This window comes from Rothia sp. 110740021-2, assembly GCF_054263775.1.
The window spans coordinates 331,291-356,039 of sequence record NZ_JBSZFE010000001.1; the positions used below are offsets into that span (position 1 = coordinate 331,291).

The 24,749-nt window shown below is 60.8% G+C and carries 21 protein-coding genes and 1 pseudogene; 16 read left to right on the forward strand and 6 right to left on the reverse strand.

The genetic code is table 11. From position 1 onward, the window contains the following. Positions 1-115 precede the first annotated feature (115 nt). Positions 116-793: a Crp/Fnr family transcriptional regulator gene (locus ACUXHH_RS01425; RefSeq protein ID WP_012902921.1), complete on the reverse strand. Its 678-nt coding sequence runs from the start codon at positions 791-793 to the stop codon at positions 116-118. Positions 794-1,240: 447 nt separating this feature from the next. Between ACUXHH_RS01425 and ACUXHH_RS01430 the strand changes: the two genes are divergently transcribed. Then, the gene (locus tag ACUXHH_RS01430) at positions 1,241-2,419 is read left to right on the forward strand and encodes a MarP family serine protease (protein WP_458390662.1); all 1,179 of its coding nucleotides are present in this window, start codon (positions 1,241-1,243) and stop codon (positions 2,417-2,419) included. Between the two features lie 116 nt (positions 2,420-2,535). On the opposite strand, the gene aroQ is transcribed toward ACUXHH_RS01430, so the two are convergent. Next, positions 2,536-2,976 (reverse strand): type II 3-dehydroquinate dehydratase, encoded by a 441-nt coding sequence (aroQ, locus tag ACUXHH_RS01435; protein ID WP_279740854.1) that lies wholly within the window; start codon positions 2,974-2,976, stop codon positions 2,536-2,538. 132 nt (positions 2,977-3,108) lie between these two features. Between aroQ and nth the strand changes: the two genes are divergently transcribed. Beyond that, a complete protein-coding gene (gene nth / locus ACUXHH_RS01440; RefSeq protein ID WP_458390663.1) occupies positions 3,109-4,035 on the forward strand; it encodes an endonuclease III in 927 nt (308 codons plus the stop codon). 50 nt (positions 4,036-4,085) lie between these two features. After that, a complete protein-coding gene (locus ACUXHH_RS01445) occupies positions 4,086-4,865 on the forward strand; it encodes an NUDIX hydrolase (protein WP_458390664.1) in 780 nt (259 codons plus the stop codon). 168 nt (positions 4,866-5,033) lie between these two features. Here ACUXHH_RS01445 and ACUXHH_RS01450 read toward each other — a convergent pair whose 3' ends face one another. After that, positions 5,034-7,031: a bifunctional 3'-5' exonuclease/DNA polymerase gene (locus ACUXHH_RS01450; RefSeq protein WP_458390665.1), complete on the reverse strand. Its 1,998-nt coding sequence runs from the start codon at positions 7,029-7,031 to the stop codon at positions 5,034-5,036. A 207-nt stretch (positions 7,032-7,238) separates the two neighbouring features. Here ACUXHH_RS01450 and ACUXHH_RS01455 point away from each other — a divergent pair, with 207 nt between their 5' ends. The 5 genes from ACUXHH_RS01455 (at position 7,239) to ACUXHH_RS01475 (ending at position 11,962) form a co-directional block, all read left to right on the forward strand. Further along, a complete protein-coding gene (locus ACUXHH_RS01455; protein WP_458390666.1) occupies positions 7,239-8,768 on the forward strand; it encodes a CpaF family protein in 1,530 nt (509 codons plus the stop codon). Positions 8,769-8,808: 40 nt separating this feature from the next. After that, positions 8,809-10,083, forward strand: a complete 1,275-nt coding sequence (locus tag ACUXHH_RS01460; protein ID WP_458390667.1) for a type II secretion system F family protein — start codon at positions 8,809-8,811, stop codon at positions 10,081-10,083. A gap of 129 nt (positions 10,084-10,212) precedes the next feature. Then, the gene (locus tag ACUXHH_RS01465; RefSeq protein WP_314079041.1) at positions 10,213-10,824 is read left to right on the forward strand and encodes a DUF4244 domain-containing protein; all 612 of its coding nucleotides are present in this window, start codon (positions 10,213-10,215) and stop codon (positions 10,822-10,824) included. Positions 10,825-10,905: 81 nt separating this feature from the next. Further along, a complete protein-coding gene (locus tag ACUXHH_RS01470) occupies positions 10,906-11,418 on the forward strand; it encodes a TadE family type IV pilus minor pilin (RefSeq protein ID WP_458390668.1) in 513 nt (170 codons plus the stop codon). Beyond that, positions 11,405-11,962 carry an Rv3654c family TadE-like protein gene (locus tag ACUXHH_RS01475; protein WP_458390669.1) on the forward strand — a complete coding sequence of 186 codons (558 nt, stop codon included), beginning with the start codon at positions 11,405-11,407 and terminating at the stop codon, positions 11,960-11,962. The genes ACUXHH_RS01470 and ACUXHH_RS01475 overlap by 14 nt, the downstream gene beginning before the upstream one ends. A gap of 57 nt (positions 11,963-12,019) precedes the next feature. Here ACUXHH_RS01475 and ACUXHH_RS01480 read toward each other — a convergent pair whose 3' ends face one another. Further along, positions 12,020-14,815 carry a DEAD/DEAH box helicase gene (locus tag ACUXHH_RS01480; protein WP_458390670.1) on the reverse strand — a complete coding sequence of 932 codons (2,796 nt, stop codon included), beginning with the start codon at positions 14,813-14,815 and terminating at the stop codon, positions 12,020-12,022. Between the two features lie 224 nt (positions 14,816-15,039). Between ACUXHH_RS01480 and trhO the strand changes: the two genes are divergently transcribed. From trhO to ACUXHH_RS01515, 7 genes and pseudogenes are all read left to right on the forward strand, one after another. Continuing rightward, on the forward strand, positions 15,040-15,951 hold the full coding sequence (gene trhO, locus ACUXHH_RS01485) for an oxygen-dependent tRNA uridine(34) hydroxylase TrhO (protein WP_279740835.1): 912 nt from the start codon (positions 15,040-15,042) through the stop codon (positions 15,949-15,951). Continuing rightward, on the forward strand, positions 15,951-16,448 hold the full coding sequence (locus ACUXHH_RS01490) for a GyrI-like domain-containing protein (protein WP_279754796.1): 498 nt from the start codon (positions 15,951-15,953) through the stop codon (positions 16,446-16,448). Before trhO ends, ACUXHH_RS01490 begins: the two co-directional genes overlap by 1 nt. 258 nt (positions 16,449-16,706) lie before the next feature. Continuing rightward, on the forward strand, positions 16,707-17,801 hold the full coding sequence (locus ACUXHH_RS01495; RefSeq protein WP_458390671.1) for an LLM class flavin-dependent oxidoreductase: 1,095 nt from the start codon (positions 16,707-16,709) through the stop codon (positions 17,799-17,801). An 845-nt stretch (positions 17,802-18,646) separates the two neighbouring features. Beyond that, on the forward strand, positions 18,647-19,603 hold the full coding sequence (locus tag ACUXHH_RS01500; RefSeq protein WP_279754798.1) for an amino acid oxidase: 957 nt from the start codon (positions 18,647-18,649) through the stop codon (positions 19,601-19,603). A 553-nt stretch (positions 19,604-20,156) separates the two neighbouring features. Continuing rightward, the gene (gene cmtR / locus ACUXHH_RS01505; protein WP_049327487.1) at positions 20,157-20,516 is read left to right on the forward strand and encodes a Cd(II)/Pb(II)-sensing metalloregulatory transcriptional regulator CmtR; all 360 of its coding nucleotides are present in this window, start codon (positions 20,157-20,159) and stop codon (positions 20,514-20,516) included. After that, on the forward strand, positions 20,513-21,163 hold the full coding sequence (locus ACUXHH_RS01510; RefSeq protein ID WP_458390672.1) for a cation diffusion facilitator family transporter: 651 nt from the start codon (positions 20,513-20,515) through the stop codon (positions 21,161-21,163). Before cmtR ends, ACUXHH_RS01510 begins: the two co-directional genes overlap by 4 nt. Before the next feature lie 38 nt (positions 21,164-21,201). After that, positions 21,202-21,288, forward strand: a pseudogene (locus tag ACUXHH_RS01515) (luciferase); the annotation flags it as partial. 258 nt (positions 21,289-21,546) lie between these two features. Here the strand turns inward: ACUXHH_RS01515 and ACUXHH_RS01520 are convergent. Together ACUXHH_RS01520 and ACUXHH_RS01525 are read right to left on the reverse strand one after the other, a co-directional pair. After that, positions 21,547-22,125: a pyrimidine dimer DNA glycosylase/endonuclease V gene (locus ACUXHH_RS01520; protein WP_458390673.1), complete on the reverse strand. Its 579-nt coding sequence runs from the start codon at positions 22,123-22,125 to the stop codon at positions 21,547-21,549. Between the two features lie 2 nt (positions 22,126-22,127). Further along, a complete protein-coding gene (locus ACUXHH_RS01525) occupies positions 22,128-23,894 on the reverse strand; it encodes a DUF7059 domain-containing protein (protein WP_458390674.1) in 1,767 nt (588 codons plus the stop codon). 94 nt (positions 23,895-23,988) lie between these two features. Between ACUXHH_RS01525 and ACUXHH_RS01530 the strand changes: the two genes are divergently transcribed. After that, positions 23,989-24,447 carry a pyridoxamine 5'-phosphate oxidase family protein gene (locus ACUXHH_RS01530; RefSeq protein ID WP_458390675.1) on the forward strand — a complete coding sequence of 153 codons (459 nt, stop codon included), beginning with the start codon at positions 23,989-23,991 and terminating at the stop codon, positions 24,445-24,447. Positions 24,448-24,749 lie beyond the last annotated feature (302 nt).

The following is a 24,749-nucleotide window of genomic DNA, read 5'->3' on the forward strand; positions in this document are numbered from 1 at the left end:
AAAGCGTGAAAGAAATTAGGAGCCGTTTCCCTCTACATGGGAAACGGCTCCTAATCTATTTAAGTCGCATGTCTTTCAATGAAGGCGCCCTAGAACGCCCTAACGCAAAAAGGCTTTAGCGGGAACGCTGGCGCAGGCGGGGCAGGTCGAGAATGACAACTGCGCGTGCCTCCAGGCGAATCCAGCCGCGGGAAACGAACTCGGCAAGAGCCTTATTCACGGTCTCGCGGGATGCACCAACTAGCTGTGCCAGCTCTTCCTGAGTCAGCTCGTGAGCAACGAGCACGCCGTCGGTCGCGGGGCGGCCGAAGCGATCAGCCAAGTCCAGTAGTGCCTTAGCGAGGCGGCCGGGAACGTCGGAGAAGACCAGGTCAGCCAATGCCTCGTTAGCGTGGCGCAGGCGGCGAGCCAGAGTCTTAATAACCTGATCGGAGATAGTGGGATCGAGCTGCTGTGCACGCTTGAAGGACTCGTGCTTGATGGCAGCCAGGCGAGTCTCAGAGACAGCCACAGCGTTGGTCGAACGGGGTGAAGGATCGAAGAGAGCCATCTCGCCGAAGACGTCACCGGGACCCATGATTGCGACCATGTTCTCGCGGCCGTCAGCGGCGGTGCGACCCAGCTTGACCTTACCGGAGAGCACAGCGAAGAGCTGGTCGTCCTGGTCGCCCTCGTAGAAGAGGACCGCGTTGCGGGAGAGGTCAATCTCCTGAATATCATCGGTCAGCAGAGCGAAAGCTGCGTCGTCGAGGTTAGCAAAGAGAGGGGTACGACGGAGGATCTCGAGATCCATAAAGTTCTCCTAGATATGAGGTGATGAGCCGAAACTCATAAATGTTCAGTGAGTGAGCCCGAACCGGTGTCATGCGTCTCAACATCTAAAATGTGAGAAGGGTCAAGCTGGTGTGACATATTCAACTGATATGAGCGTACCCTAAAAAAGCGCTTCACGCATTCCGATACAGCGAGCTTTGCAACAAAAGTTATTTCTTTCGAGTAAATTCAAAGCTTCCCCACAGGTTCACCACCTAATATCAGGCATTCAGGTGTGTACTTTTATCGGCACTAAGCATGCTGACGCCCTCATGACAAGGAGGCTACTGTCTCCACGCCCCGGGTATACCAGCTCGCCGCACCCACCACCGGGTGTTAACGCGCCACCACACTCACCGGGCACAGCCCACACCAACCACAATGGGCACACCGTGACCACTTCTACCCACCAAGGAGGCAATTAGTCATGACGACTGGCATCAACCTGCTTGATATTGCTATCCCCATCATCCTGCTGCTCTACTTCCTCGCCGGAGTCCGCAGCGGATTTTTCACCACTCTCGGAACCTTCCTCGGCCTGGGTCTGGGCGTCTGCGCTGCAGCCTGGCTCGTACCCCTCGCAGTAGCATCCGTGGGATCCCAGTGGAGCCTCATGACCGCCGTCAGTGTGCTCATCATCTGCCTGACCATCGGACAGTGGCTCGGTCTCCTTGCCGGACGTACCATCCGCCGCGTCACCGACATCACCCCGCTCAAGGGAATTGAACGCTTCTTCGGCGGCGTGCTGAACCTCGCCGCCTGCGCCCTGGTCATGGTCGTATTGACCATCTCCATGCGCACCGTACCCATCCCGCAGCTTAACACTGCGCTCAGCGACTCCAAGACCCTCTCCTGGATGGTCGCCTCCACCCCCGAGATTGTTAAGGACCGCATCAATACGGTACGCAATGATGTGCTCGCCTTCGGGACCATTCCGGAAGTCAGCGAGCTCATCGCTCCCGAAACCAGTGCCCCCACCCAGACCGTAGAATCCGCGGCACTGAATCGGGCGGCTGCCTCCGTGGTTGAGATTCTGGGCGCTGCCGAGCAGTGTGGCTACACCTCCACCGGCTCCGGTTTCGTAGCTGATAACGGCCTGGTCGTCACCAACGCACACGTGGTTGCCGGCGTAACCTCTCCGGTAGTACAGGACTCCCGCGGCCGCACCTGGCCCGGCACCGTCGTCTACATGGACAGCAAACAGGACATCGCCTTCATCAGCGTCCCCAAGCTGCCGCTCGAACCGCTGAGCATCGGCAACAACGCCACCGCAGGTAGCCTCGTAACCTTTATGGGCTACCCCAAGGGCGGCCCGCTCAAAGCACTACCCGCCACCGTGCAGGGCATCGGCAACACCCAGACCATCGACGCCGACACCGGCCGCGCCAACGCCATGCGCCAGGTATACCAGCTGGCAGCCGACGTGCAGCACGGCAACTCCGGCGGCCCCGTCCTCGACGAAAACGGCAACGTGGTCGGCGTGATCTTTGGTAAGGCAACCACCGGTCAGGCCGGCTACGCCGTCACCGCAAGCACCCTCAAGCAGGCACTGGCTGAAGGCGGCGAGAACACCGCCGCAGTCTCCACCGGATCCTGCCGTAAGTAACCAGCCGCTAGATAGCGATAAAGGTTCAGGCTCCCGCCCTCAAGTAAGGAGCGGGAGCCTGAACTATTTAACGAAAGGAGGCGGCGCGCTGGGCTATTCCACCAGATGCTGCACTGTTATTCCGCGAGGTGCTGTGAAAGGAAATCAACCGCCATGACGTATCCGTACGCACCCGCACCGGCAATCACCGCAGTAGCCTGCGGCGACACGAACGAATGATGACGGAACTGCTCACGACGATGCACATTCGACAGGTGCACCTCAACCACCGGAAGCTCAGCGGCCTCCAGCGCATCGTGCAGCGCCACCGAAGTGTGCGTGTACGCCGCCGGGTTAATAATAATCGCCGCGCCACGAGTACGAGCACGCTGAATCTCATCTACCAGTGCCCCCTCATAATTTGACTGCATAAACTCAACGTCAAAACCATGATTCGCCGCGCGCTCACGCACCATACGCTCAATATCGTGCAGAGTGGTGTAGCCGTACACCTCGGGGCGGCGCTGCCCAAGCAGGTTCAAATTCGGTCCATTAAGCACAAAAATCGTATCTGACATAAAACCAGTGTGGCACAGCAGGCGCCCGCTGAGCGATAGTCGGCGCGAACTGCCCAGAAAAATGATGGTGAGCGAGCCAAGTACGGTGAACCTCGCTACCGCCCACGCACCTGAACCCGGTACCCTCGCGCTATGACCGAGAACGCCACCCAGCCCGCAGCAGACGTACAGAATACCGCAGCACGCAACACTGCGGCAGAGAATACCGAATCGCTCCTGCAGATCCGATTCGTTCCCGAATTCAAAGCCGCAGCCGCCGCCCGCCGCCTCAATGCACGCGCACCCGAAAGCCACCTCGCCACCGTGCGCCGTGCCCGCAAAATCAACCGCATCCTCGGCGAAACCTACCCCTACGCCGTCGCAGAACTCGACTTCGACAACCCTTTCGAGCTGCTCATCGCCACCGTGCTCTCGGCACAAACCACCGACGTGCGCGTTAACTCCGTCACTGGTGCACTCTTCGTACGCTATCCGGACGCTGCCGCGCTCGCCTCCGCACGTACCGAAGAGGTCGAACCCTACATTCAGTCCCTCGGCTTCTACCGCGCCAAGGCCCGCTCCATCGTCACCCTATCCCAGCAGCTTGTAGAACGCTATAACGGGCAGGTGCCCTCAACTCTCGAAGAGCTCGTAGAACTCGCCGGAGTCGGCCGCAAAACCGCGAATGTCGTCCTCGGAAATGCTTTTGACGTGCCCGGACTGACTGTAGACACCCACTTCGGCCGCCTCGCCCGCCGCATGGGGTTCACCACCGCAGACGTCCCCGAAGCAGTCGAAAAAGACGTCGCCGAACTCATCGAACGCAAAGACTGGACGCTTTTCTCACACCACATGGTCTACCACGGCCGCCGCATCTGCCACGCCAAAAAGCCTGCCTGCGGCGTATGCCCTGTCGCCGACCTCTGCCCGTCCTATGGAGCCGGGGAGATGAACGAACAAGCAGCACGTAAACTCATGAAATACGAAATGGCACCCGGTCGAGAAGACCTGCACCTGCGATTCCTGCAGGGCGCAACCCGCCGCGAACTTATGGCAGAAGGCTACCCGCTCAGCGCCTAACGGCGACTGAACCAAACCGGAATGCAGCCGCGCAGAAGAGAGGTACACAGATGAGCGCACCCGAGGTACAACCTGAACAGGCGGGGCAGGATGCACAGCATCCCGCCCAGCAGGCACTGGCGGCTCTTGCAGAGGGCGGCGTGGAATTCGACGTCCAAGCCCTGCTGCGCAGTGCACCCGCCAGCCCTTTGAGCAAAGAAGCTGCCGTGCTGATTCTCTTCGGTGTGCTCGATAACTCGCCCTCCACCGGCGAATTTGAAGGCTGCCCCGAGAACGTTAGCGCCGACCTGGATGTACTGCTCCTCGTGCGTGCCGCAACCCTGCGCTCACACGCCGGTCAGCCCGCCTTCCCCGGCGGTAAAATCGATCCCGAAGACTACGTACTCGCAGCAACCACCGGCGAACCCGTCGCCTACATCGCCGCCCTGCGCGAGGCGGTCGAAGAAACCGGGCTCGACCCCGCCGGTGTGCAGATCCTCGGCCAGCTGCACACCCTGCCACTACCCATCAGCAACTTCATGGTCACCCCCGTCATCGGCTGGTGGAACAGCCCCGTGCCCGTCGAAGTCGTCGACCACAACGAGTCCGCGCTCATCGCCCGCGTGCCCGTGCGTGACCTGCTCAACCCCGCCAATCGGCACACCGCCTACGTCAAACGCGGCCGCACCTCACACCGCACCCCCGCCTTCGAGGTACGCATGCCCGGCGGCGAAGAATTCACGGTGTGGGGATTCACCGCGATTCTGCTGGACCGGATCTTCGACTCGCTCGGCTGGACCGTGCCCTGGGATACAAAAAAGATGCGCCCGGCACCCGGCTATGAGGAATAAAAATCGAGTGGAATAAAAACCGACTGGAATAAGTGCCTGACCAGCGGATATTAGGGTGCAGAATAGTGCGCATATAGGGGCGGCAGATAGCTTGGATGAAGCTACCTGCCGCCCCTATTTTCGCCATTGTACGGTGCCGCTTATGGGCGGCTGATTATTTACCGCTGATTATTTACCATCTGCATAGTTGCGCACCCGAGCCACCGACACCGGAAAATCAACTGGAACCCGACCGAAAAGCAGACGTGCCGCCTCCGCCGCGCCCTCACGCACAATACGCTCCACGCGATCGGCCTCCAGCTCAGGACCGCACAGCAAAAGCTCATCGTGCAAAAAATACACAATGCGGGTGCGCATCGGCATACCAAAAATCCGCTCCGACAACAGACGAGAACGCACCGCGCCCATCCAACACAGAGCCCACTCAGCTGCTGTACCCTGCACAATAAAATTGCGGGTCATACGCCCGTGAGCACGCGCAGTCGACACTGCACGCGACTCAGCCGCAGGTGAAGACCGATCAGACACAATCTTACGGAAACGCTCATCCACCGGTGGGGATGTACGACCCAAAAAAGTCGTCACCTGACCGCCCGCCTCACCAATACGAGCCGCGCGCTCTGTAAACTCCATCGCCTGCGGAAAAAGCTCCGCCACATGCGGTAACAGGGCACCAATCTCACCGCTGCGTCCGCCGTACATAATCGCCAGCATGCCCACCTTCGCGTGGGAACGCTCCGACAAACCCACACCCTTCATACGTGCCAACTCGGCAATACCCGCATACAGGTCAGCGCCACGACCCGCTGAAGCGAGCGCCTCATCACGGCTCAACGCCGCCAGAATACGCGGCTCAATCTGCGAGCCATCCGTCACAGTCAGTACCTGACCCTCCGGCGCCTGCACCGCCTGACGAATCTCCGCAGGTAGCTGCAACGCACCACCGCCGGAAGCACCCCAGCGCCCGGTCGCGGCGCCACCCACCTCAAGATGCGGGCGGAACGCACCCTCAGAAACCCAGGTATCAGCCCACGTCCAGCCGTTAGCAGTCCAAATGCGGTACAGCTTTTTATAGCGCAGAATCGGGTCAATCAGCGCCCAACGCTTTTCCCGCTGAGTCGGAATCGCATCTGCCCAACTCTTCAACTCCCACGAACGCGTAGATTTCACCGAAACCCCCGCAGACTGCAGAGCACGTAAAAGATCCTGCGGCGAATCCGGGTTCAACGACGGCATGAACAGCATGCGCTGAATCTGCTCCGCCAACTCCTGCATCTTCTGCGGACGCTCCCCAGGCACCGGGCGCGGACCCAACAACTCGCACAGGTGCTCATGATGTGCCTGCACATTAAACGGGATGCCGTAATAGCCAATCTCAGCCGCCACCAACGCACCGGCAGACTCAGCTGCCGCCAAAAGACGCAGCCGCTCTGGGTGCTTCGAAGCACTGATAGCGCGCACCTGCGCCAGCCACTCACGTATCAGTATGCGCACCACCGGATGCTCCGGAAGCAGAGTCACCGGGCCCGCCGCCAACTGCGGGGCAAAAGGCTCATGAGGCGCCGCCTCAAGGAAATCCGGGGAGGAATCTGCGGGGGACTGGGTAATGTCGGTAGTGGGCGCACTCAAAAGATCAACGCCGAACAGCTCCTCCTGACCCTGAATCTGCCGCGCCGCCGGCAGATACCCCTGAGATTCCACCGCCTCACACACATCAGAAAGATCCAGCACCGGGCTGTACTCCACAAAACTGCTCGGATGCGTAGCTGCAGTCACCAAAATTCGCTGCACCAAACGCAAATCATGGCACAGATGCACCCGCACCCCGCGGCGCAGAAGCAGCGGGTCAACGTGGCGGGTATCAGCCCAAATCCAGCGGGGAAAACGCCCCTGTGCTGAATCTGCCGCCTGCCGCTCTACCTCTCGAACATACGCCGGAAGATTCGCCGCGCTTACTCTGTCAGCGCGCGTAATCCGCGGAATAAAGGTCGGGTCCTGCAACTGCTCAGCGGTCGGCGCCGAAAAATGAAAAGCACCCCACGAGGTCACCGGCTGAGCACCGCGCGAAGACGCACCCGCGGCAATAGCCGAGGTGACCGGGTGCGTGGGAGAGCCGGTCTGGGTGGTAATACCCGCGCCGGTGGCAGGACTGAGCAGAATGTACATTCTTCCATTATCGAGGATGTGTCGGTAGAACGGGTGGTGCGTGTCCAACACCAGAATTTACAGGCGGTTTGTCATAAAAGCGTCGGATGCCTGCGTTTTGTTCGTTTGAGGTGCGTGCATCGTGGATAATTCGGGGTGCATGAGAAGTTATCCACAGAACGCTCATTCTCTTAAAAATTGAGGCGGGCGCAATGCTCTCCTAGAGTCATGAACCCCTCCAACAATCCCGCCGAGCACACAGCTAGCCACACCGCAAACCCTAACGGCTACCCGACCCGCACCGCGCAGAGTCCAACCATGTATGCGCCGGATATCCGCGCGCACTCGCTGCCCGCCCTGCTCATTCCCGAAGACTATCGCGCCCGCGCCGTGGCCCTGCACGCCCGCGAGCTGATCCTGCGATCGCCGCAGATGAGCGCTATCGCTCTGGGTGGTTTGAGCGCCGGGCTCAGTGCTGGTGTTGAGAATGCAGGAGAGCGCCCACCTGTAGAGGGGGGAACTGCCGCAGGCAGCGCAAACACTGCGAGTGCCGCGGACGGTGGATTACTCCAAGAACCCCAACCCCTCAGTGAGATTCTCGAAAACGCCGTGGACGAGGCAATCTGCACCATCGATGGCGGATACCTGGGGAACGCGAGCAAAGAGGGAACGGGGGTAGTGAAGCCCCGAAAGTTCCGCGCCAAAACGGTGCAAGCCGCCCCCGTCTCCTGGAGCTACCCCAGCGTGGAATACGTGCCCGTCAACCGGCAGACCGCGCTGCGCTACCTCGCTACGGAACTCTACGGCCTCGGCGCCCTCGACTTGCTCCTTGAAGAGGGGCAACGCGCCGGAACCATCACCGATATCTACGTGAATTCGCCTTGCGATATCTGGATGGGCATCAACGGAACCACCCGCCCCGTGGCGCTGAGCCTCGGCAATGAGCGGCGCGTGCGTGAGCTCGCTGAGCGGCTCATCCGCAGGTACGGCGGGCAGCTGGATGCCACGCATCCGGCGGCTGACATTAGCGACGAGCACGGCAGGCGCATCCATGCGATTATCCCGCCGCTGAGTGAACGCACCCGGCTCTCCGTGCGCCTACCCGCCCGCGAGCGTCCCACCCTAGCGCAGCTACAGGCCGGTGGGCTGTGCGATGAGGCGACTGCCGCCTACCTGCACCGCATGATGACCGAACGCCGCGGATTCCTCATTAGCGGAGGTACCGGTACCGGCAAAACCACCTTACTCAACGCCCTGCTGGGGCTGTGCAAGCCGCAGGAGCGCCTCATTCTGCTCGAAGACACCGCGGAACTCGCGCCGCAGCATGAACAGGTTATTGCCCTCAAAACCCGTGCCGCCAACTCCGAAGGGGTCGGTGAAATTGGATTGGGTGAGCTGATTGTGCAGGCGCTGCGTATGGGCCCGGATCGGCTCGTGGTCGGCGAGTGCCGCGGTGCGGAGGTGGTGCACCTGCTGACCGCCATGAATACTGGTCACCGCGGTGCTGGAACGACCCTGCACGCCAATAGCGCGCAGGCGGTGCCCTTGCGTTTGTGCGCCCTGGGTGCGCTCGCCGGACTGGACAGTAGAACGGTCGCTCTACATACGGCGACGGCTTTTGAGCGCATTATCCACCTGGAACACCGGGACGGACGCCGCCGTATCGAGGGCGTCTACAGCCTGCACCCCGCAGCTGAGGGGAGCGAAGAGTATCTGCAGGTCAGGCGTATTTCTGTGGGTTCTGAAGTTGGCTACTAACTCCGTAAAGGGGAAACAAAAAATGTGAAAGGAGGAAGCAATGAAGCAGAACGAGAAGAGTAACGGAAGCCTTCGCGAACGCTGGGCTGAGCGCTGGGCTGAGCGCCTAGCTGGGCCAGCCAGCGCCGAGGAAATGGGCATGTGGCCGCTCATGCTACGCACCCTCGCCCTGAACCTACGCGCCGGTATTCCCCTGCAGGAAGCGGTGCACGCCAACCCGGGCTCCGGACAGTTTGCGCAGTTCGGACAGAATGAACCGGTGCCGGATGCAGGGAAAACGCACGCGAAGAAAACAACCGTCCGGAAAAATGCCTGGAAAAGTGCCCAGACTCGACGGGTACGAGGTCTCTCTTTTGAAGACTACGAGCATAAGCGCTGTGCCGAAGATATCCGCCGTTTCACGCAGACGCTTGCCACGGTCACCTCCTGGGGTGCCCCCGCACACCTTGCCTGCGCGCAGCTACTTGAAAGTAACACTCGGATGCGTCCGCACAGCCGCGAACGCCTGCATGACCTGCAACTGAGCCTGCGTATGAGCGAGAGCGCCGGCGCGCCGCTCGCCACGAGCCTGGAACGTGCCGCCGAACACGCCGAAGAACGCATTGATGCGCTCCTGGGGCGACAGAGCGCTCTCGCCGCGCCGCGTGCCACCGGCAGGATCCTCTCCTGGCTACCGTTGCTCGGCCTGGGATTGGGTGTGCTCATGGGAAGTGACCCCGTGGGCGTGCTGACCGGCTCCATTCTCGGGGTGCTCACCGGTTTGCTCGGGCTGGGGCTCGCCTTCGCCGGGCGCCGCTGGACCGCCGCGCTGGTGCATCGGGCGGAGGTGGAGAGTGTGCGGACAGCGAATGCTGAATCTGAGACGGAAAAGCTTGCCTCACCAGCCGGTGCCGTGCCCATTGATACCGCTCTCGTGCTGGAGCTACTTGCCGCGCAGTTGCGAGCTGGGCTTGCGCCGCTTGCCGCCCTGGGCACCCTTGCCGAGGCACTCAATAGTCGACCTCTGCACACGGTCTGTCAGCGCCTACAGATGGGCAGCGGCTGGGGGAGTGCCTGGTCAGGCTCCGCCGCGGGAACCTTCGGCGAGCTGCGGGATGCGCTTGCCCCCGCCTACACGGGTGGTGCACCCAGCACGGCGCTGCTGCTCTCCCTTGCTGATGCGCACCGCCTCAGCGAGCGCCGTGCGGCAGAACGCGCCGCTGGAAAGCTCTCAGTAGCGCTCGTGGTGCCCCTCGGGCTGTGTTCGCTGCCCGCCTTTATTTGCTTGGGCATTGTGCCCATCCTCATTTCGCTACTGCCCACGCTGACCGGCTAAAGAACCATGCGTATAAGCGCTGTTGGCTAGCTGAAATGCCCAAAAGTTTAGACCCTCGCCCATCTGCCGTCAACGCGGATGAGCACCCGCCCCGCCCCGAATATTCAGGGCGTAACGAAAGGAAAACCAATGACGAACACCCTCTGCGAAGCAATCCGCCACGACCTGCACACTGTCGGCGCTCCGGTAAATACTCCGGTCGGCGCTCCGTCTGAAATTCAGCCCGCCGTACCCGATGCAGAAACGCAGACCATTCTGGGTCCCGTACCGCTGTCCATTGCCATCGCAACCACCATGAAGCAGCTGCGCGAAGAATGCCCTGAGCTTTTTAGCGATGCTGAGCTGAACCACACCGGCCCTAAGATTGACCCTCACGAAATGGAGATTGATATGAACACGAACAACCTGAACCCCGAGCAGGCGCTGACTATTGCCCGCGCGCTCGCCGAGGGCTGCACCCTGGACGAATGTGGCGCCACCTGCCGCAGTCTGGGTGAGCACGCGCCCGGCTGCGCCGAACATGTACCCGCTGGGAGCGGCGACAAAGTGCTCAAAGAGTACGCCCCGACGGGGGATCCTGAGGAAGGTGCCTCCACAGCAGAGTACGGCATTGTGATGCTTGCGGCGGTCGGTTTTGCGGGTCTGCTGGTGCTGATTCTCAAGTCAGATGAGGTGCGTTCCATGCTCCTGGATATTGTGCGTAACGCCCTGTCGATTGCGGGCAATACGGGACTGTTCTAGGGGTATCAGAAAACCCTCCGTAGGGTTTTGCTCTAGATGCTAGGTTCTTTGGAAAATCAAGTCAGAAGGGAGGAATAAAGAATGAACGATCATGTGAATTTGGGTGCTTTGTGGCGCACCTGCTCCGCGGGGAAAGCCGGGGCGGAACCGGCACCCTCGACCCCGCGTAAGAGCCCCGCAGAGGAGGGCGTGATTACCGCCGAATTTGCGGTCGCCCTACCCGCCGTGACGGTGGTGCTCGCCCTCTGCCTGGGTGCTGCCTCCACGGGCGTTGCGCAGATCAAGGTAGAGGAGTCCGCGCGAACGGCTGCACGAGCTGCCGCCCGCGGAGATTCCGAGGCGCAGATTCGCTCCGCCGTCAGTCGCGTCGACCCCGCGCAGAGGGTGCAGATTTCCGTTTCTCCTGATGCTGCCGCTTCTGATGGTGTGGTCGCCACGGATGCGGGTCGAGTCCGAGAAGTGCACGTGCGGGTGAGCCGTCCCGCCCCCGGCGTGATCGGGTCAGCAACCGGCTGGGTACTGCGGGCGGACGCCCACGCCCGCGTTGAAGGTGGCGCCAGCAGCGAAGAAAGTACCGGCGATGATGGTGAATAAAAGCTCGGTCCTTGCCCGGTTTGCGGAAGAACACCCTGAAGAGGGTAGCGGCACCGTCCTCGCCCTCACCATTATTGCCGCGCTACTGGTTCTGACCGTGGTGATTGCCGGGCTCATCGGGGTGGTGTCCGCGAACCGCAGGGCGTCCGCAGCCGCTGATTTGAGTGCGCTTGCGGCGGCGGACGCCTACCGCGGGCTCACTGAGAGGGACCCGTGTGCGGTTGCTGCAAATCTTGCCGAACGCTACGGCGCGCAGTTGGAATCCTGCACTTTTCCGGATCGCCCCGAAACGGTGGAGGTGACGGTCGCCGTCCCGGTTGCAGGCCCCATGGGCACGCTGGGTCCGGCGAGGGTGCGTGCCCGCGCCGGGGCTGAGTACATCGAAGAAGGACGCCCCGAAGAAGAACACGCGACGGGGAGCACGGAGGAGCTGAGTTCTGCGGAGGTTGCCGATCTGGAGGAAGAGCTGGAAGCTGAGCAGAACTCAGCCCCCGAACCTCCCGAGTCAGAAAACCCGCCTGCGCCAGAAAGCATAGCCGACTAGGCTATTTACGCTCATCGGTAGTTGTCATCCCAGTACGCCTACGCCTCCTGCAGTAACCTACGCCTCCACAATGCTCTGCAGCATCGCCGTAAGTAGCGCCCGTGCGCCGTGCTTGCTGAGCGGCTCGTTGCGGTTGCCGCATTTGGGCGAGTGCACGCAGGAAGGACAGCCGTTTTCGCATCCGCAGCTTTCAATCGCTTCGAGGGTTGCGCTCAGCCACTGCGCAACCGCGTTGAAGCCGCGCTCGCTAATGCCCGCGCCGCCGGGTGCGGCATCGTAAACGAAAATGGTGGGCCTGCCGGTGTCCACGTGAAGCAGCGTGGAGAGTCCGCCCAAGTCCCAGCGGTCGCTGGTGGCGATAAGCGGCAGCAGTCCGATGGCGGCGTGCTCGGCGGCGTGCAGGGTGCCGGGACCGTCCTCTTCGGTCACGCCCGCGCCGAACAGGTAGCTGGGCTCGAAGGTGAACCAGACCGCCTCGGTCATGAGTACTTCCGGTGGCATGGGTTGCGCCTCTTCACCCAGGTATTCGCCGCCGTAGACGGAGAATCGCCGGTAGCCGGTGACCTGGTCGGTGACCTGAACCTGCCCGCGGTGCATGGTGAGCGGGGCGAGCTGCTGCGTGTCAATCTCGGGGATAGAGATTTTGGGAATATGCTCTCCAGGAGTGGGATCACCGGGAGCAGGTTCGCCGGGAACCGCTTTCCCAACATTTTGCGTACCGTAACTAACCCGCGCACGCTCTGCCAGAATACGCACCTCGGTGCTCTCAATGGCGCGCGTGTAGTAGTCCGGGTAGACGCGGCTGAGCAGAATCACGCGCTCGCCCTCGCTGAGGGACTCGACCACGTATTGCGCGCTTTGGTGAATGTAGATTGCGCCCGGGTGCCCCTGACTCATGGCGTGTGCGGCGTCCATGGTGCCAACCATGGTGCCGTCTTCGGTGTCGATGAGCTGGTAGGGTCCGCCGCCGGTGCCGCGGATATCGACCAGGTCAGCGGCTGATTCGGCGTGCGTCCAGTACCAGCCGTCCGGGCGGCGACGCAGGTACCCCTGCTGTACCAGTCGATCAAGCAGGGCGGCGGTGTGCGGCCCGAAGAGGGACAGCTCTTCGGCGCGGATGGGTGCTTCCTGCGCGGCGGCGCACAGTTGCGGGGAGAGCACGTACGGGTTCGTCGGATCGAAAACGGTTGCCTCAACCTCCTGCCCGAAAATTGCCTCCGGGTGGTGCACCAGGTAGGTGTCGAGCGGGTTGTCGTCGGCAATGAGCACGGCGAGCGCGTCCTGACCGCTTCGACCCGCGCGGCCCACGCGCTGCATGAAGGAGGCGCGGGTGCCCGGCCAGCCCGCCACGAGTACAGCGTCCAGTCCGGAGATGTCAATGCCCAGCTCCAGTGCGGAGGTGCTGGCCAAGCCGAGCAGTTCGCCGTTGCGGAGTTTGCGTTCGAGTTCGCGGCGCTCTTCGGGGGGGTATCCGGCGCGGTATGCAGCGACGCGGTGGGCGAGGCCCGCCTCCACCTCGTCGAGGTAGCGTTGGGTCTTCTGTGAGAGGTTTTCTACACTGCGGCGCGAACCGGCGAAAACCAGGGAACGGGTGCGGGAAAGCACCAGATCGGTGAGCATTTGCGCGCCCTGCTCCACGGGGGAGACACGGCGCGGCGCCTCCTGCTCGGCCTTCGACTGGACCGCCTGCTGCTGGGTGCTGCGGGCATCCTTGGCGAGCTGATCGTGCGCCTTGGGTGGCATGAATTCAGGCTCCCAGAGCGCGACGGTGGTTTTACCGCGTGCGGAGGTGGACTCGGTAATGGCTGTGACCGCCTGCTGTGGCACGCCAATGAGCTTGGAGAAAGACTCGACCGGGTTGGAACTGGTTGCGGAGGCGCCGTAGAACACGGGTACGGTGCGGTAGAGTGCGCAGACGCGGCGCAGGCGGCGCAGTAGGTTGGCGATATGCGCACCAAAAACGCCGCGGTAGCTGTGCGCCTCGTCAAGCACCACGTAACGCAGTCCGCGCAGGAAGGACGCCCACTGCCGGTGATTGCTCAGAATTGAGTAGTTGAGCATGTCCGGGGTGGTGAGAATGAAGTTGGCGTGTTCGCGGATCCAGCGGCGTTCGCCGATGGGGGTGTCCCCGTCGTAGCTTGCCGCGTGGAGTCCGGGTAGGTTGTAGGAAGTGAGGGCGGTGAGCTGGTCGGCGGAGAGTGCCTTCGCCGGCGAAATATAGAGAATATTCGCTCTATTATTAAGGTTTTCCACCCCAGAATACGAGGAAGTTGAGCTCACCGGCTCACCGTACGATGCGCGATAAATAGCGTCCAGAGTGGGCATCAGGTAGCTCAGGGTCTTGCCCGAGGCGGTACCCGTCGCCACAATCACGTGTCCGCCGCTGCCTGCACTTTTTGCGTCTTCGGCGTGCGGAGCCTTCGCCGACCCCTCAATACGCTCAGCTTCGATGCGCCCCGCCTGCCAGCCGTATCGCGCCGCACTCGCCGCCAGCGCCGCATCGAGACCGGCATGGGCAGCGTTCGCTGCCTGCACCTGGTGGGCGTAGGGCTCGGCAATGCCGAGTGATTCAAAAGTCTCCACCACACGCGGATGCAACCACTGCGGCCACGGTGCGTAGCTCGCCTCCCTAGCGGCGATAGTGTGAATATGGGTTACCTGCTCGGGCAGGGTTCCGGTGTGTTCCGCCTCCGGCAGGAGGGGCGCCAGCACCTGCTGTGCACTCGTGGGCAGCTCACGGTAACGGAGCGTTTTTGGGCGCGCCGCATGCCCCTGCTCGGGCTGGTGCGTGGGCTGCTGTTCGGGGTGCTGGTTGGTGTTCTGCGAAGGGGTGCTGTGCGGCATGGGTTCCATTGTAGAGCGGCCGGCTACACCCCGACCTGCCTCTGGTCATGCACTGCCCTGAACGACGGCTCGGAATCTGGCGCTGAATCCGCTCGGCTCCTGCCCCGACCCCGAGCCTAACTCTGAGCCCGAACCCCGCCCCGGTACCGCTTTTGTGTTGCCGACCCCGTAGCCAGCGCGCATGTATCAAAAAATCTGCATGCTTTAGGCGTATATGACGATAAAATAGTTTCGTGGCTCAAAATAAGATTATTCTGTATTACCAGTTCGCCCCCATCGCCGACCCACAGGCGGTCATGCTCTGGCAGCGTGCCCTCTGCGAGAAGCTCGGCCTGCGCGGGCGCATCCTCATTTCCAAGCACGGTATTAACGGCACCCTCGGCGGCGAAATCAACGCGGTCAAGGCGTACACCAAGGAAACCCGTAAGTACCCCGGCTTCAAGAACATGGAGTTCAAATGGTCCGAGGGTGGCGCGGAAGACTTCCCCCGCCTGTCCGTGAAGGCACGTGATGAGATTGTGGCTTTCGGTGCTCCCGACGAGCTGCAGGTGGACGAGAACGGTGTCGTTGGCGGCGGCGTGCACCTGAAGCCTGAAGAGGTTAACAAGCTTGTTGAAGAGCGCGGCGACGACGTGGTCTTCTTCGACGGCCGTAACGCGTTCGAGGCGAAGATCGGCAAGTTCAAGAACGCTATCGTTCCCGACGTGCGCACCACCCACGACTTCATCCGCGAGATCGAGTCCGGCAAGTACGACCACATTAAGGACAAGCCGGTCGTCACCTACTGCACCGGTGGTATTCGCTGCGAGATTCTCTCCGCGCTCATGAAGAACCGCGGCTTCAAGGAGATCTACCAGATTGACGGCGGCATCGTGCGTTACGGCGAGAAGTACGGCGATAAGGAACTCTGGGAAGGCTCGCTCTACGTCTTCGACAAGCGTATGCACATGGAGTTCACCCCGGACACCGTCACCATCGGCAAGTGCGAACAGTGCGGCGCTCCATCTAATAAGTTCGAGAACTGCTCCAATGACTCCTGCCGCGAGCTGGTTCTGCTCTGCCCCGAGTGCGCAGCTGATGACGCGAAGCGCCACTGTGTGCCCGAGTGCTCGGTGGACCGTGAATCAGCTGAGGTGAATGCCTAATGGCATTCGCTAAGGGCGGTGCGATTCAGATTTCTGAACCTCGCATTGAGGAGCACCCGGCGCTGGTTGTTGCCGGGGTTTCGCAGGTGTTCCCCCTGGATGGCGACTTCTCCTCGCTGTGGGATGAGCTGAATCAGAAGGCGTCCCCGGCGATGCTGGATGTTCTGAATGTGACCCAGTACCTGGGTGTGTGCACTCAGCCGAACCCGAAGGGGCAGGTCCGCTACACTGCGGGCTTCCTGGTGTCGGAGCCGGCAAGCGCGGTGAAGCTTGGTCTGGGCGTGTTGGAGTTGCCTGCGAGTACCTATGCGGTGGTTGAGGTGACCGGCCCGATTTCGGAGTCCATTCCGGCTGGTTTTGCCAGCTTTGAGGAGGCGTTCTTCGCGAAGAATCCGCAGTACCGCCCGGTGGGTGGTCTTGAGGTGTACGGTCGCGGCGATATGCAGGCGGCTGATTACCGTATGGAGCTGTGGGTTCCGTTGGCGAAGTGTTCCTAGGGCAGTTTGTTTCTGTCGTTATAGTTGCAGTTTTAGATGTTGATTAGGAAGGGCCCGGTGGTGCGATGTGTTCGTGCTGCTGGGCTTTTCTGTGTCCCTTTTTTGGGTTTGGGGTGGGTGATACGTGCGGTGAAGGGGAGCGGTGCTCTGTGCGTAATACTCCGCAATAAGTACTTGACTTGTAAAGTATTGGGGTTTAAATTTAAACCACCAGCCCGGTACTACGTAAGCCCGAGCGCAACCCACAAAGGAAAAACTATGAACAACCCCGGCACTCCGCAACTCGACCCGCAGCTCGACGAATCCATTCGCATCAGCCACCTCGAACCTAAGCGCGGCGACGAGAAGAAGCTCGGCTTCCTCTCCTTCGGCCACTGGGCTGAGGTCCCCGGCTCCCGTGTACCCTCCGCCGCAGAATCACTGCACCAGGCAATCGACCTCGCCGTAGGTGGCGAAGATATCGGACTGGACGGCGCGTTCTTCCGCGTGCACCACTTCGACCAACAGCAGGCAACTCCCTACCCGCTACTCTCTGCAATCGCGGCCAAGACCGAATGCATTGAGCTCGGCACCGGCGTCATTGATATGCGCTACGAAAACCCGCTCTACATGGCGGAACTTGCCGCTACAGCAGACCTCATTGCGGCGGGCCGATTGCAGCTGGGTGTCTCCCGAGGTTCGCCCGAATCCGTCATCCGCGGTTTTGAGAGCTTCGGCTACTACCCGGCAGAAGGTGAAAACGAGAGCGACATGGCGCGCCGCCACCTTGATATTTTCCTCAAGGCAATTGAGGGTGAGGGCATGGCGCCCAGTGCTCGCGTGGCGGGTAAGTACGCCCCCGTCCAGCCGCAGTCGCCGGGGCTGCGTGACCGCATCTGGTGGGGTGCAGGCACTGATAGCACTGCCGTGTGGACCGCGCAGAAGGGTCTGAACCTCATGTCTTCAACCCTGATGCTGGAGGATAAGGGCATTCCTTTCGATCAGCAGCAGGCGCAGCAGATTCGCCTCTTCCGCTCCGAGTGGGTGAAGGCGGGTAATTCGGGTGTTCCGCGTGTTTCGGTGTCTCGCTCGGTGCTGCCCATTATTGATGAAATCTCGGCACGCTACTTTGGTCGCCGCGCCGCGGAGGACTCGCAGGATTATACCGGTATTATCGACAACAGCTTCTCTCGCTTTGGTCGTAGCTACATTGGTGACCCGGCGGATATTGCCGAAGAACTTGCCCGTGATGAAGCGGTTCAGGCGGCGGACACCGTGCTGCTGACCATCCCGAACCAGCTGGGCGTGGACTTCAACCTGAAAATGCTCGAGGCAATCGTGAAGGAGATTAAGCCCGCGCTGACCACCAAGTAGTATGTCGGATTTATTGAATTGGGCTTATAAATAACTTTAGAAAATGTACTGGTAAGTAAAATTGAGTGTAGAATGATGTGAAAAGGAACAAGCTGCATTCGATATCATTTGTTGTCTGTATGCAGATTTACGATTTTTATCTTGAGTGAATTTTTCTTATTGAAAGCCGCCCTCGGAGCCGGGATTCCGGGGGCGGCTTGCGTGCTATTGGGGCGGTTGAATGGTCGGGTGAGGGTTGAAGATGTATGGGAAATGGGTCAGGACTACAGGGGGGCTTGATCCTGTTATGACATGCCCTTGAATCATTTAAAATAGGGAGTAGGTTATGCTTCATAAAGTCATCTGACTTGGTGATTGAGTGATGTAGGGCAAGCTTGTTGAAGGATGTTTAACTTCAACAGGTGGTAAGTGATGAATATCATAGAGGTAGAAAAAGTTTCCCCCTTTACTTAAAAGTCAATGTTGGTTTTCTGAGGGGATGGGGGGCGGTTTTGTGGGTTTATTTGGGTTTAGGTTCCCGGTGAAGGGCTGTTATGTATTGCATGTCAGATTAAAGCCACGCATCTTCCCTGGTGAAAATAAATCGCTCAAGGCGCGTAATGCAAATTATTTTCACCAACACATCATAATGCACTTTCAATATCGTTGGATTTTGTCTATTGTTAATACGCCACCCAGGATTCTCCAGCGATAATCATGCATTGCGGAGTGGGTAAGCCAGACGCTCACCTAAGGATAAAAATGATCTTGCGGGCGAGCATTTCTTCCTACGGCTGCCCTTCGGAGCATCTTCGGTAGCGCATCGTGAATTATCACTCAACGTACAAGATTAAGGACTACTCCTCATGACCCTTGAAAAATCGTCCACCGAGGCTCAGCAGTCCGGTCTGAGCCGTCGCCAGTTGGCTGCCGGTGCAGCCTGGGCGACCCCCGTTATCGCTGCATCCGCCGTCGTTCCGGCATACGCGGCGAGCACCGGTAACACCGCTGGCAGTGAATACGGTCTCTTCGTGACCACTATCTGTAACGGCGGTTTTGTCGGTTATTCTCAGAGCGATGACGGTCCTTTTAATGGCCCCACCAGCCCTGAGGCATACTGGGCTAACGGTGGTACCTACACCCCGACCATGAACGTCAATTCTAACGGTTGCGCCGCCAATGGCCAGGGGAAGGTTGGTGCGGGTAGCTACACTCCCGTGACCAACAGTGGTAGCGGTGTTAACGGTGGTTATGTTAGCTCGACCGGCTTCTGGTTCTCTGTGCCCACCACTGCGGTAAAGACCGGTACCGGTTACGTGCCCGGTTCTAAGGCGGTTCTGAAGGCAGGCGCACGCTTTAGCACCCAGGTGACCGTAGTGGTCCCGACCACCGGCTACTGGCAGTATACCCTCAAGGACATTGGTCTTGGGCGCTATACCCAGAAGTGGACTAAGGCTCTTACTGGCCGCTCGGCCGATTTGCCGGCACCCACTGCTACCTACCTGGATAACGCGAACGTGGCTGGCACTTGGGCTGCTTCTGCACCCACCGTCAAGGATAACGGCGACGGTACCGCAAGCCTTACCGGCACCATTACCTACACCACCAGCAAGGACTACACCCTGACCCAGCGCGGTACTAAGTACTACGGCCAGGTCCTTATTCTGCCCGGTGTGATTCAGGTTAACGGTGCATACGGTTTCAATAGCTTCACGCTGACCTCGCAGGTGGATTCGGCTACCATCACCTACTCGGGTGCTGAGGTGCCGGCCGTTCAGCTGAATAACGAGCTGCAGACTACCTCGACTATTCGTCACTGCTAATCCAGAGGGTACATCCTCTACATTAGGGCGACTGAAGAGAATACAACAGGGAATATATTGGAGCCGACGTTCGGCGCAGACAGTAATTAACGATCTGTCAGATTACGCGCAAACATAATGGTTTTCAAGCCCTGTACCTTCACACTCAGTCGATAGGGTCCGGGTGCATCGCGTGTCATACGTGACTTGCTCCGGCGCTACCCGGTGTAGTAGACAGCACTCTGTTGCCATCGTAAAAGCCCCGCCCCCATCGTTTGGGAGCGGGGCTTTACCGCGCTTTAAAAGCTTGTGCAAAGGTTTTTAGATGCAGAAGTTCTAAGTCCCCCTGTCTAGAAAGCCTTCGTCTTTTCCCAGGGCTCAATAGCGCCCGGAACCACCTCGAAAAGCGGATGTGCACACGCCGCCAGCTCGCCGCGCGCCGCCGTCGCTTCCGTGATGGGCGGTGGTTGCTGATGAGCGCGAACTCTGCCGCCTCCCGAGGGCAAGGGTGCGGAGCACGTGCGGCAGCCCGCACAAGTGGACAATCGGTCAGTTATCACTGTATAGTCATCGTATGCTGACTATTGCTTCACACCTCGACGTCATGAACCGGCTCGGCCGCGCCATGGCTGACCCGACACGTTCCCGGATTCTGATGACCCTCCTCGGCGGCCCGAGCTATCCAGCCGTGCTCTCGCGCGAGCTGGAGCTGACCCGCTCGAACGTGTCCAACCACCTGACCTGCCTGCGCGATTGCGGAATCGTCGTCGCCGAGCCCGAGGGCCGCCAGACGCGCTACGAGATCGCCAACCCGCACCTCGCCGCGGCACTGACGTCCCTGATCGACGTCACGCTCGCGGTGGACGAGGCCGCGCCGTGCATCGACCCGGCATGCTCGGTGTCGGGCTGCTGTGGAACGGCGGCGGGAGCATGAGCGAGACTCTGACCACCGCACGCCGCGCGATGCTGCACCGGCGCGTCCGCTTCATCGTCGGCTTCACGATCACGTACAACGTAATCGAGGCAATCGTCGCAGTCTGGGCAGGCGTCCTCGCCTCGTCCGCGGCGCTCATTGGCTTCGGGCTCGACTCGGTTGTCGAGGTACTCTCGGCCGCGGCCGTCACCTGGCAGTTCACCCGCAAGGACCCTGAGCGGTGGGAAACGGTCACCGTCAAGGCCATCGGCATCGCGTTCTTCACGCTGGCGGCCTACGTCTCGATCGACGCGGTGCTGGCCCTGGTCGGTCAGGAGGGCCCCGACCACAGCCCGCTGGGTCTCGGTATCACCGCGCTGAGCCTGGTCGTCATGCCTCTGCTGGCGTGGATTGAGGTCCGCACCGGGCGGGAGCTGAGCTCCAAGAGCGTGATGGCCGACGCCAAGCAGCTCATCCTGTGCATCTACCTCTCCGGTGCAGTGTTCATCGGCCTCGTCCTCGACAGCCTGTTCGGCTGGTGGTGGGCTGACTCGGTCGCGGCGCTGGTCGTGGCGGTGCTCGCGGTGCGCGAAGGCCTGGAGGCCTGGCGCGGCGACGTCGAGTCGCCGTTCGAAGTGCTAGAGGACCTCGAAGACGAGGACGACTGACCCGTCACCCGACGATGAAGAGCCAGTGCTGCAACCCAGATATGCGCTACGAAAACCCGCTCTACATGGCTGAACTTGCCGCCATGGCCGATCTCATTGCGGCGGGTCGACTGCAGCTGGGTGTGGACTTCAACCTGAAGATGCTTGACGCAATCGTGAAGGAGAATAAGCCCGCACTAACCACCAAGTAAAGACTCTGAGGTGAAGGTCCTGGGGTAAAGACCCTGAGGTAGACCCCGTGCCAAGCTGTTTCCAGCGCTCTGTAATGCGCTGAGATGCTTGTTTCCATACAGCTTAGCCACACATACAGCGATGCCCCGGCAGGCCCCCGCAAGGGTTCCGCCGGGGCATTACTATGCTCACCTTCTTAGAAATCCTTCTGTCTAAAAGTCCTTCGTCTTTTCCCAGGGCTCAATAGCGCCCGGAACCACCTCGAACAGCGGATGCGCACACGCCGCCAGCTCGCCGCGCGCCGCCAGCTCGCCGCGCGCCGCCAGGCGCTTGTTCAACCGGTGCTCCCACTCGGGGTCGCGCCCCGCCACCTTGTGCAGCAGAAAGGCAAGCTCGTACTCCAACTGACCCAAAGGAACGGGAATCAGTGCGACCGAAGCGTACGGGCTTTCTGTCTTGTCGGCGCTGTTTTTATCAGTGCCTTTGTCAGCACAGTTTTTGCCTGTGCTATTTTCATCTGAGCTATTTTCGCCCGCATCATCTTTACCCGCACCAATCAGTGCGCGGTTGAACGAGTAGCCGCGGGCATCCGCCTCATCCGCCAGTCCGGACAGGTAGGCGGCAACCGCCTCCAGCGGCTGCGGATGGGCACGAAAACGAATCAGCTGCGGATGGTTCGTGTACCCGCGAGTCAGACCCCGCAGAACCTTCTGCGCCAGCAGGGTTTCACGCCAACAAGCGACCAGGGCGCGCCGATCGAGCAGGCAGGGGTGAAGGGACCAAATACGCACGCCTAGCCCTGCGCTTCTGCCGCATGTGCCTCAGCGGCATTTTCACCAGCCGATTCTGCGCCCGCGTGCTCGTCACTAAAGTGCAAGAAGCTCTTGAGCACCAGCTCACGCACCGCGTGCAGCAGAGTGTCGCGCGGATGCTGCTCCTGCGTACCGCGTGCCGCGGCGGCAGCCTCATCGTATTCGGGCCATGACAGTAGCATGGCAAGAGCCGCCACAATCTGACCCACGGCAAGCTCACCATCGCTCGCCGAAGCAAAGCCCGCCGTCTCGGTGGAGAGCAACTGGGTGCGGCACAGACCCGAACCAGCACGCAACAAAATGACGCTGGGATGCTCGGCACCGGGGCGGCCGTGGCGTTCCTCGGTGACGTCCTCGGCGACCTCCAGGTGTGCGGTGAGGATTGCCTCATCGTCCATGGCGGCGAGGCGGTCGTAGCGGCGCACAGACTCAGTGAGGGCGCGGGCGATGGGCTGCTGAATCGGGTAGGTGATCTCCTCAAAACGCTGCAGGGGCTCGGTCACGCCTGCCGCGGTCGCCTCGGTCGGGCGGCGCAGCCAAATCATGCCGAAACCAATAGAATGAACGTTCCGGGAGGCGAAGTCGTTCAGGTACGCCACGTAGGTCTGCTCGTAGTGGCTGCGGTCGCGGTTCTCGCTCGCATCCTTCAACCAGGTCTCTGCGTAAGAACCCGGTGGCAGCGACTCACGCTGAATAAACCACGCCTCTGCACCGCCGTCAGTAACCCAGGCGCGCGGGCGCTCATCCCACGGACGCGGTGCTTCCGGGTCCTCAGAATCACGAATAATCTCCCAATTACCCAGCATCTGCGCGCGACCACCGGGCACCAGCACTGACGGCAGCTGACGCACCAGCGTGCTCACAATTTCGTCACCGGGCAGGCCGCCGTCACGGTAGGTGAACTGCTCCTGTGCGTTCTCACCGGCAACACGCGGGGTAATCACGAACGGCGGGTTCGACACCACCAGATTGAAAAGCTCACCGGCAACCGGCTCCAGCAGGGAACCTTCACGCAGGCTCACGCGCGCCTGCGGGTTCTGCGGATCAATGTTCAGCGTCTGCGCGTTCAGCAGCAGATTAAAACGGGTGAACGCCAGGGCACGCTCCGAAATATCGGTGGCGGTCACATGCTCAGCGTGTGCGAGCAGGTGGAATGTCTGAATACCGCAACCGGTACCCACATCCAGAGCACGCTTGACGGGGGCGCGCTCGGTAATCTGCGCAAGAGTCAGGGAGGCCTGACCAATGCCGAGCACGTGATCCTTACGGAGGATGCCGGGGCGCTGATGCGCAGCCAGGTCAGCGGCAACAAAGATTTCGGTGCCGTCATCGGCGGCGTGCGGGCGCACATCAACGCTTGCAGTCCAGCGGGCAGAATCCGCAGTGTCGCGCTCAATCAGCGCGGCATCCTCGAAATCAACCAGAGCCTTGCCGAAAACCTCGGTTGCCTCAGCCTCAGTGAGCGGGCGAGCCAGCAGGAAAAACGCCAGCAGGCGCGCCAGGTTCTTCTGCTCCACGCTGTAATCGCCGCGCAGAATCTGCTCCACACGCCACAGGCCCGGCACCACCTGGTCACGAGCCAATGCCTCAGCCGCCTCAACGCCCAGTAGCTCCTGCACAGCGTCATAGCTGTAGTTCAACGCCAGCAGGCGTTCACGGATGCGGGTCAGGCGGGCGTAATCATCGCTGCGGGGAGCATCCGCAACAGCGGCGTACTCGGGAGCGAAAGTGGCGGCAGAAATAGTCATGCACACCATTCTACGCACTCGAACAGCGCTCCACTTGCTGACCAAAACTGTAACCTACTCCAAGAGCAGCCACCCCATCGCATACACTGAAACCATGAGTAACCTGTACCCCGATGAAAGTATTAGCGTCGACAAGTGCTGGGAGCGTCTGCACGCGAACACTCTCGGCCGCCTCATCCTCACTGACGGACAGCACGTCGATGTGCTGCCCGTGCTCTACGCCATCGCCCACCAAGACGGCAAACAGGAAATCTACATCCGCACTACCCGCGGCAACAAGTTCTCCTCCGTGGTGGTCAGCCGCCGCGTCGCCTTCGAAATCGACGAAACCCTCGAAGACGGCATCCGCTCCGTCATCGTGGTCGGTATAGCCCACTGGCTGCCGCCGGAAATGACCCCGCAGATCGTGCGCACCTTCGACCTGCCAGACTCCGAAACCCACGAAATGCAGTGGGTGCGTATCGTGCCGCAGACTGTGTACGGCCGCGAATACCCGCTGCTGCCCGCATACCTGGACGGAACCCACCCAGACTCTGACACTCTCACCAGCTAGAAGCGCAGGTAAGCGGGTGCGGTGCGCTCCAGTACCCGTGCACACACCACCGCTCCGGTACCGTATGATGTACCGAGTACCCCGCGCACTCATGCAAGCTCAACACTCCCGGCCCACATAAACCAGAACCGGGTCAGCTAGCCTCGCGCCGGGACACCGCGCGCTCGCCGCATGAAATGCCCCGAACGCACCACATCAACTCAACACAAACTACATCCCCACCCACCACTCACCCACGTACATCACAACCTGCCGACGCTCACAAGCGCCAGCGTAGGTTATGGTTGAATATGTAGCTTTTC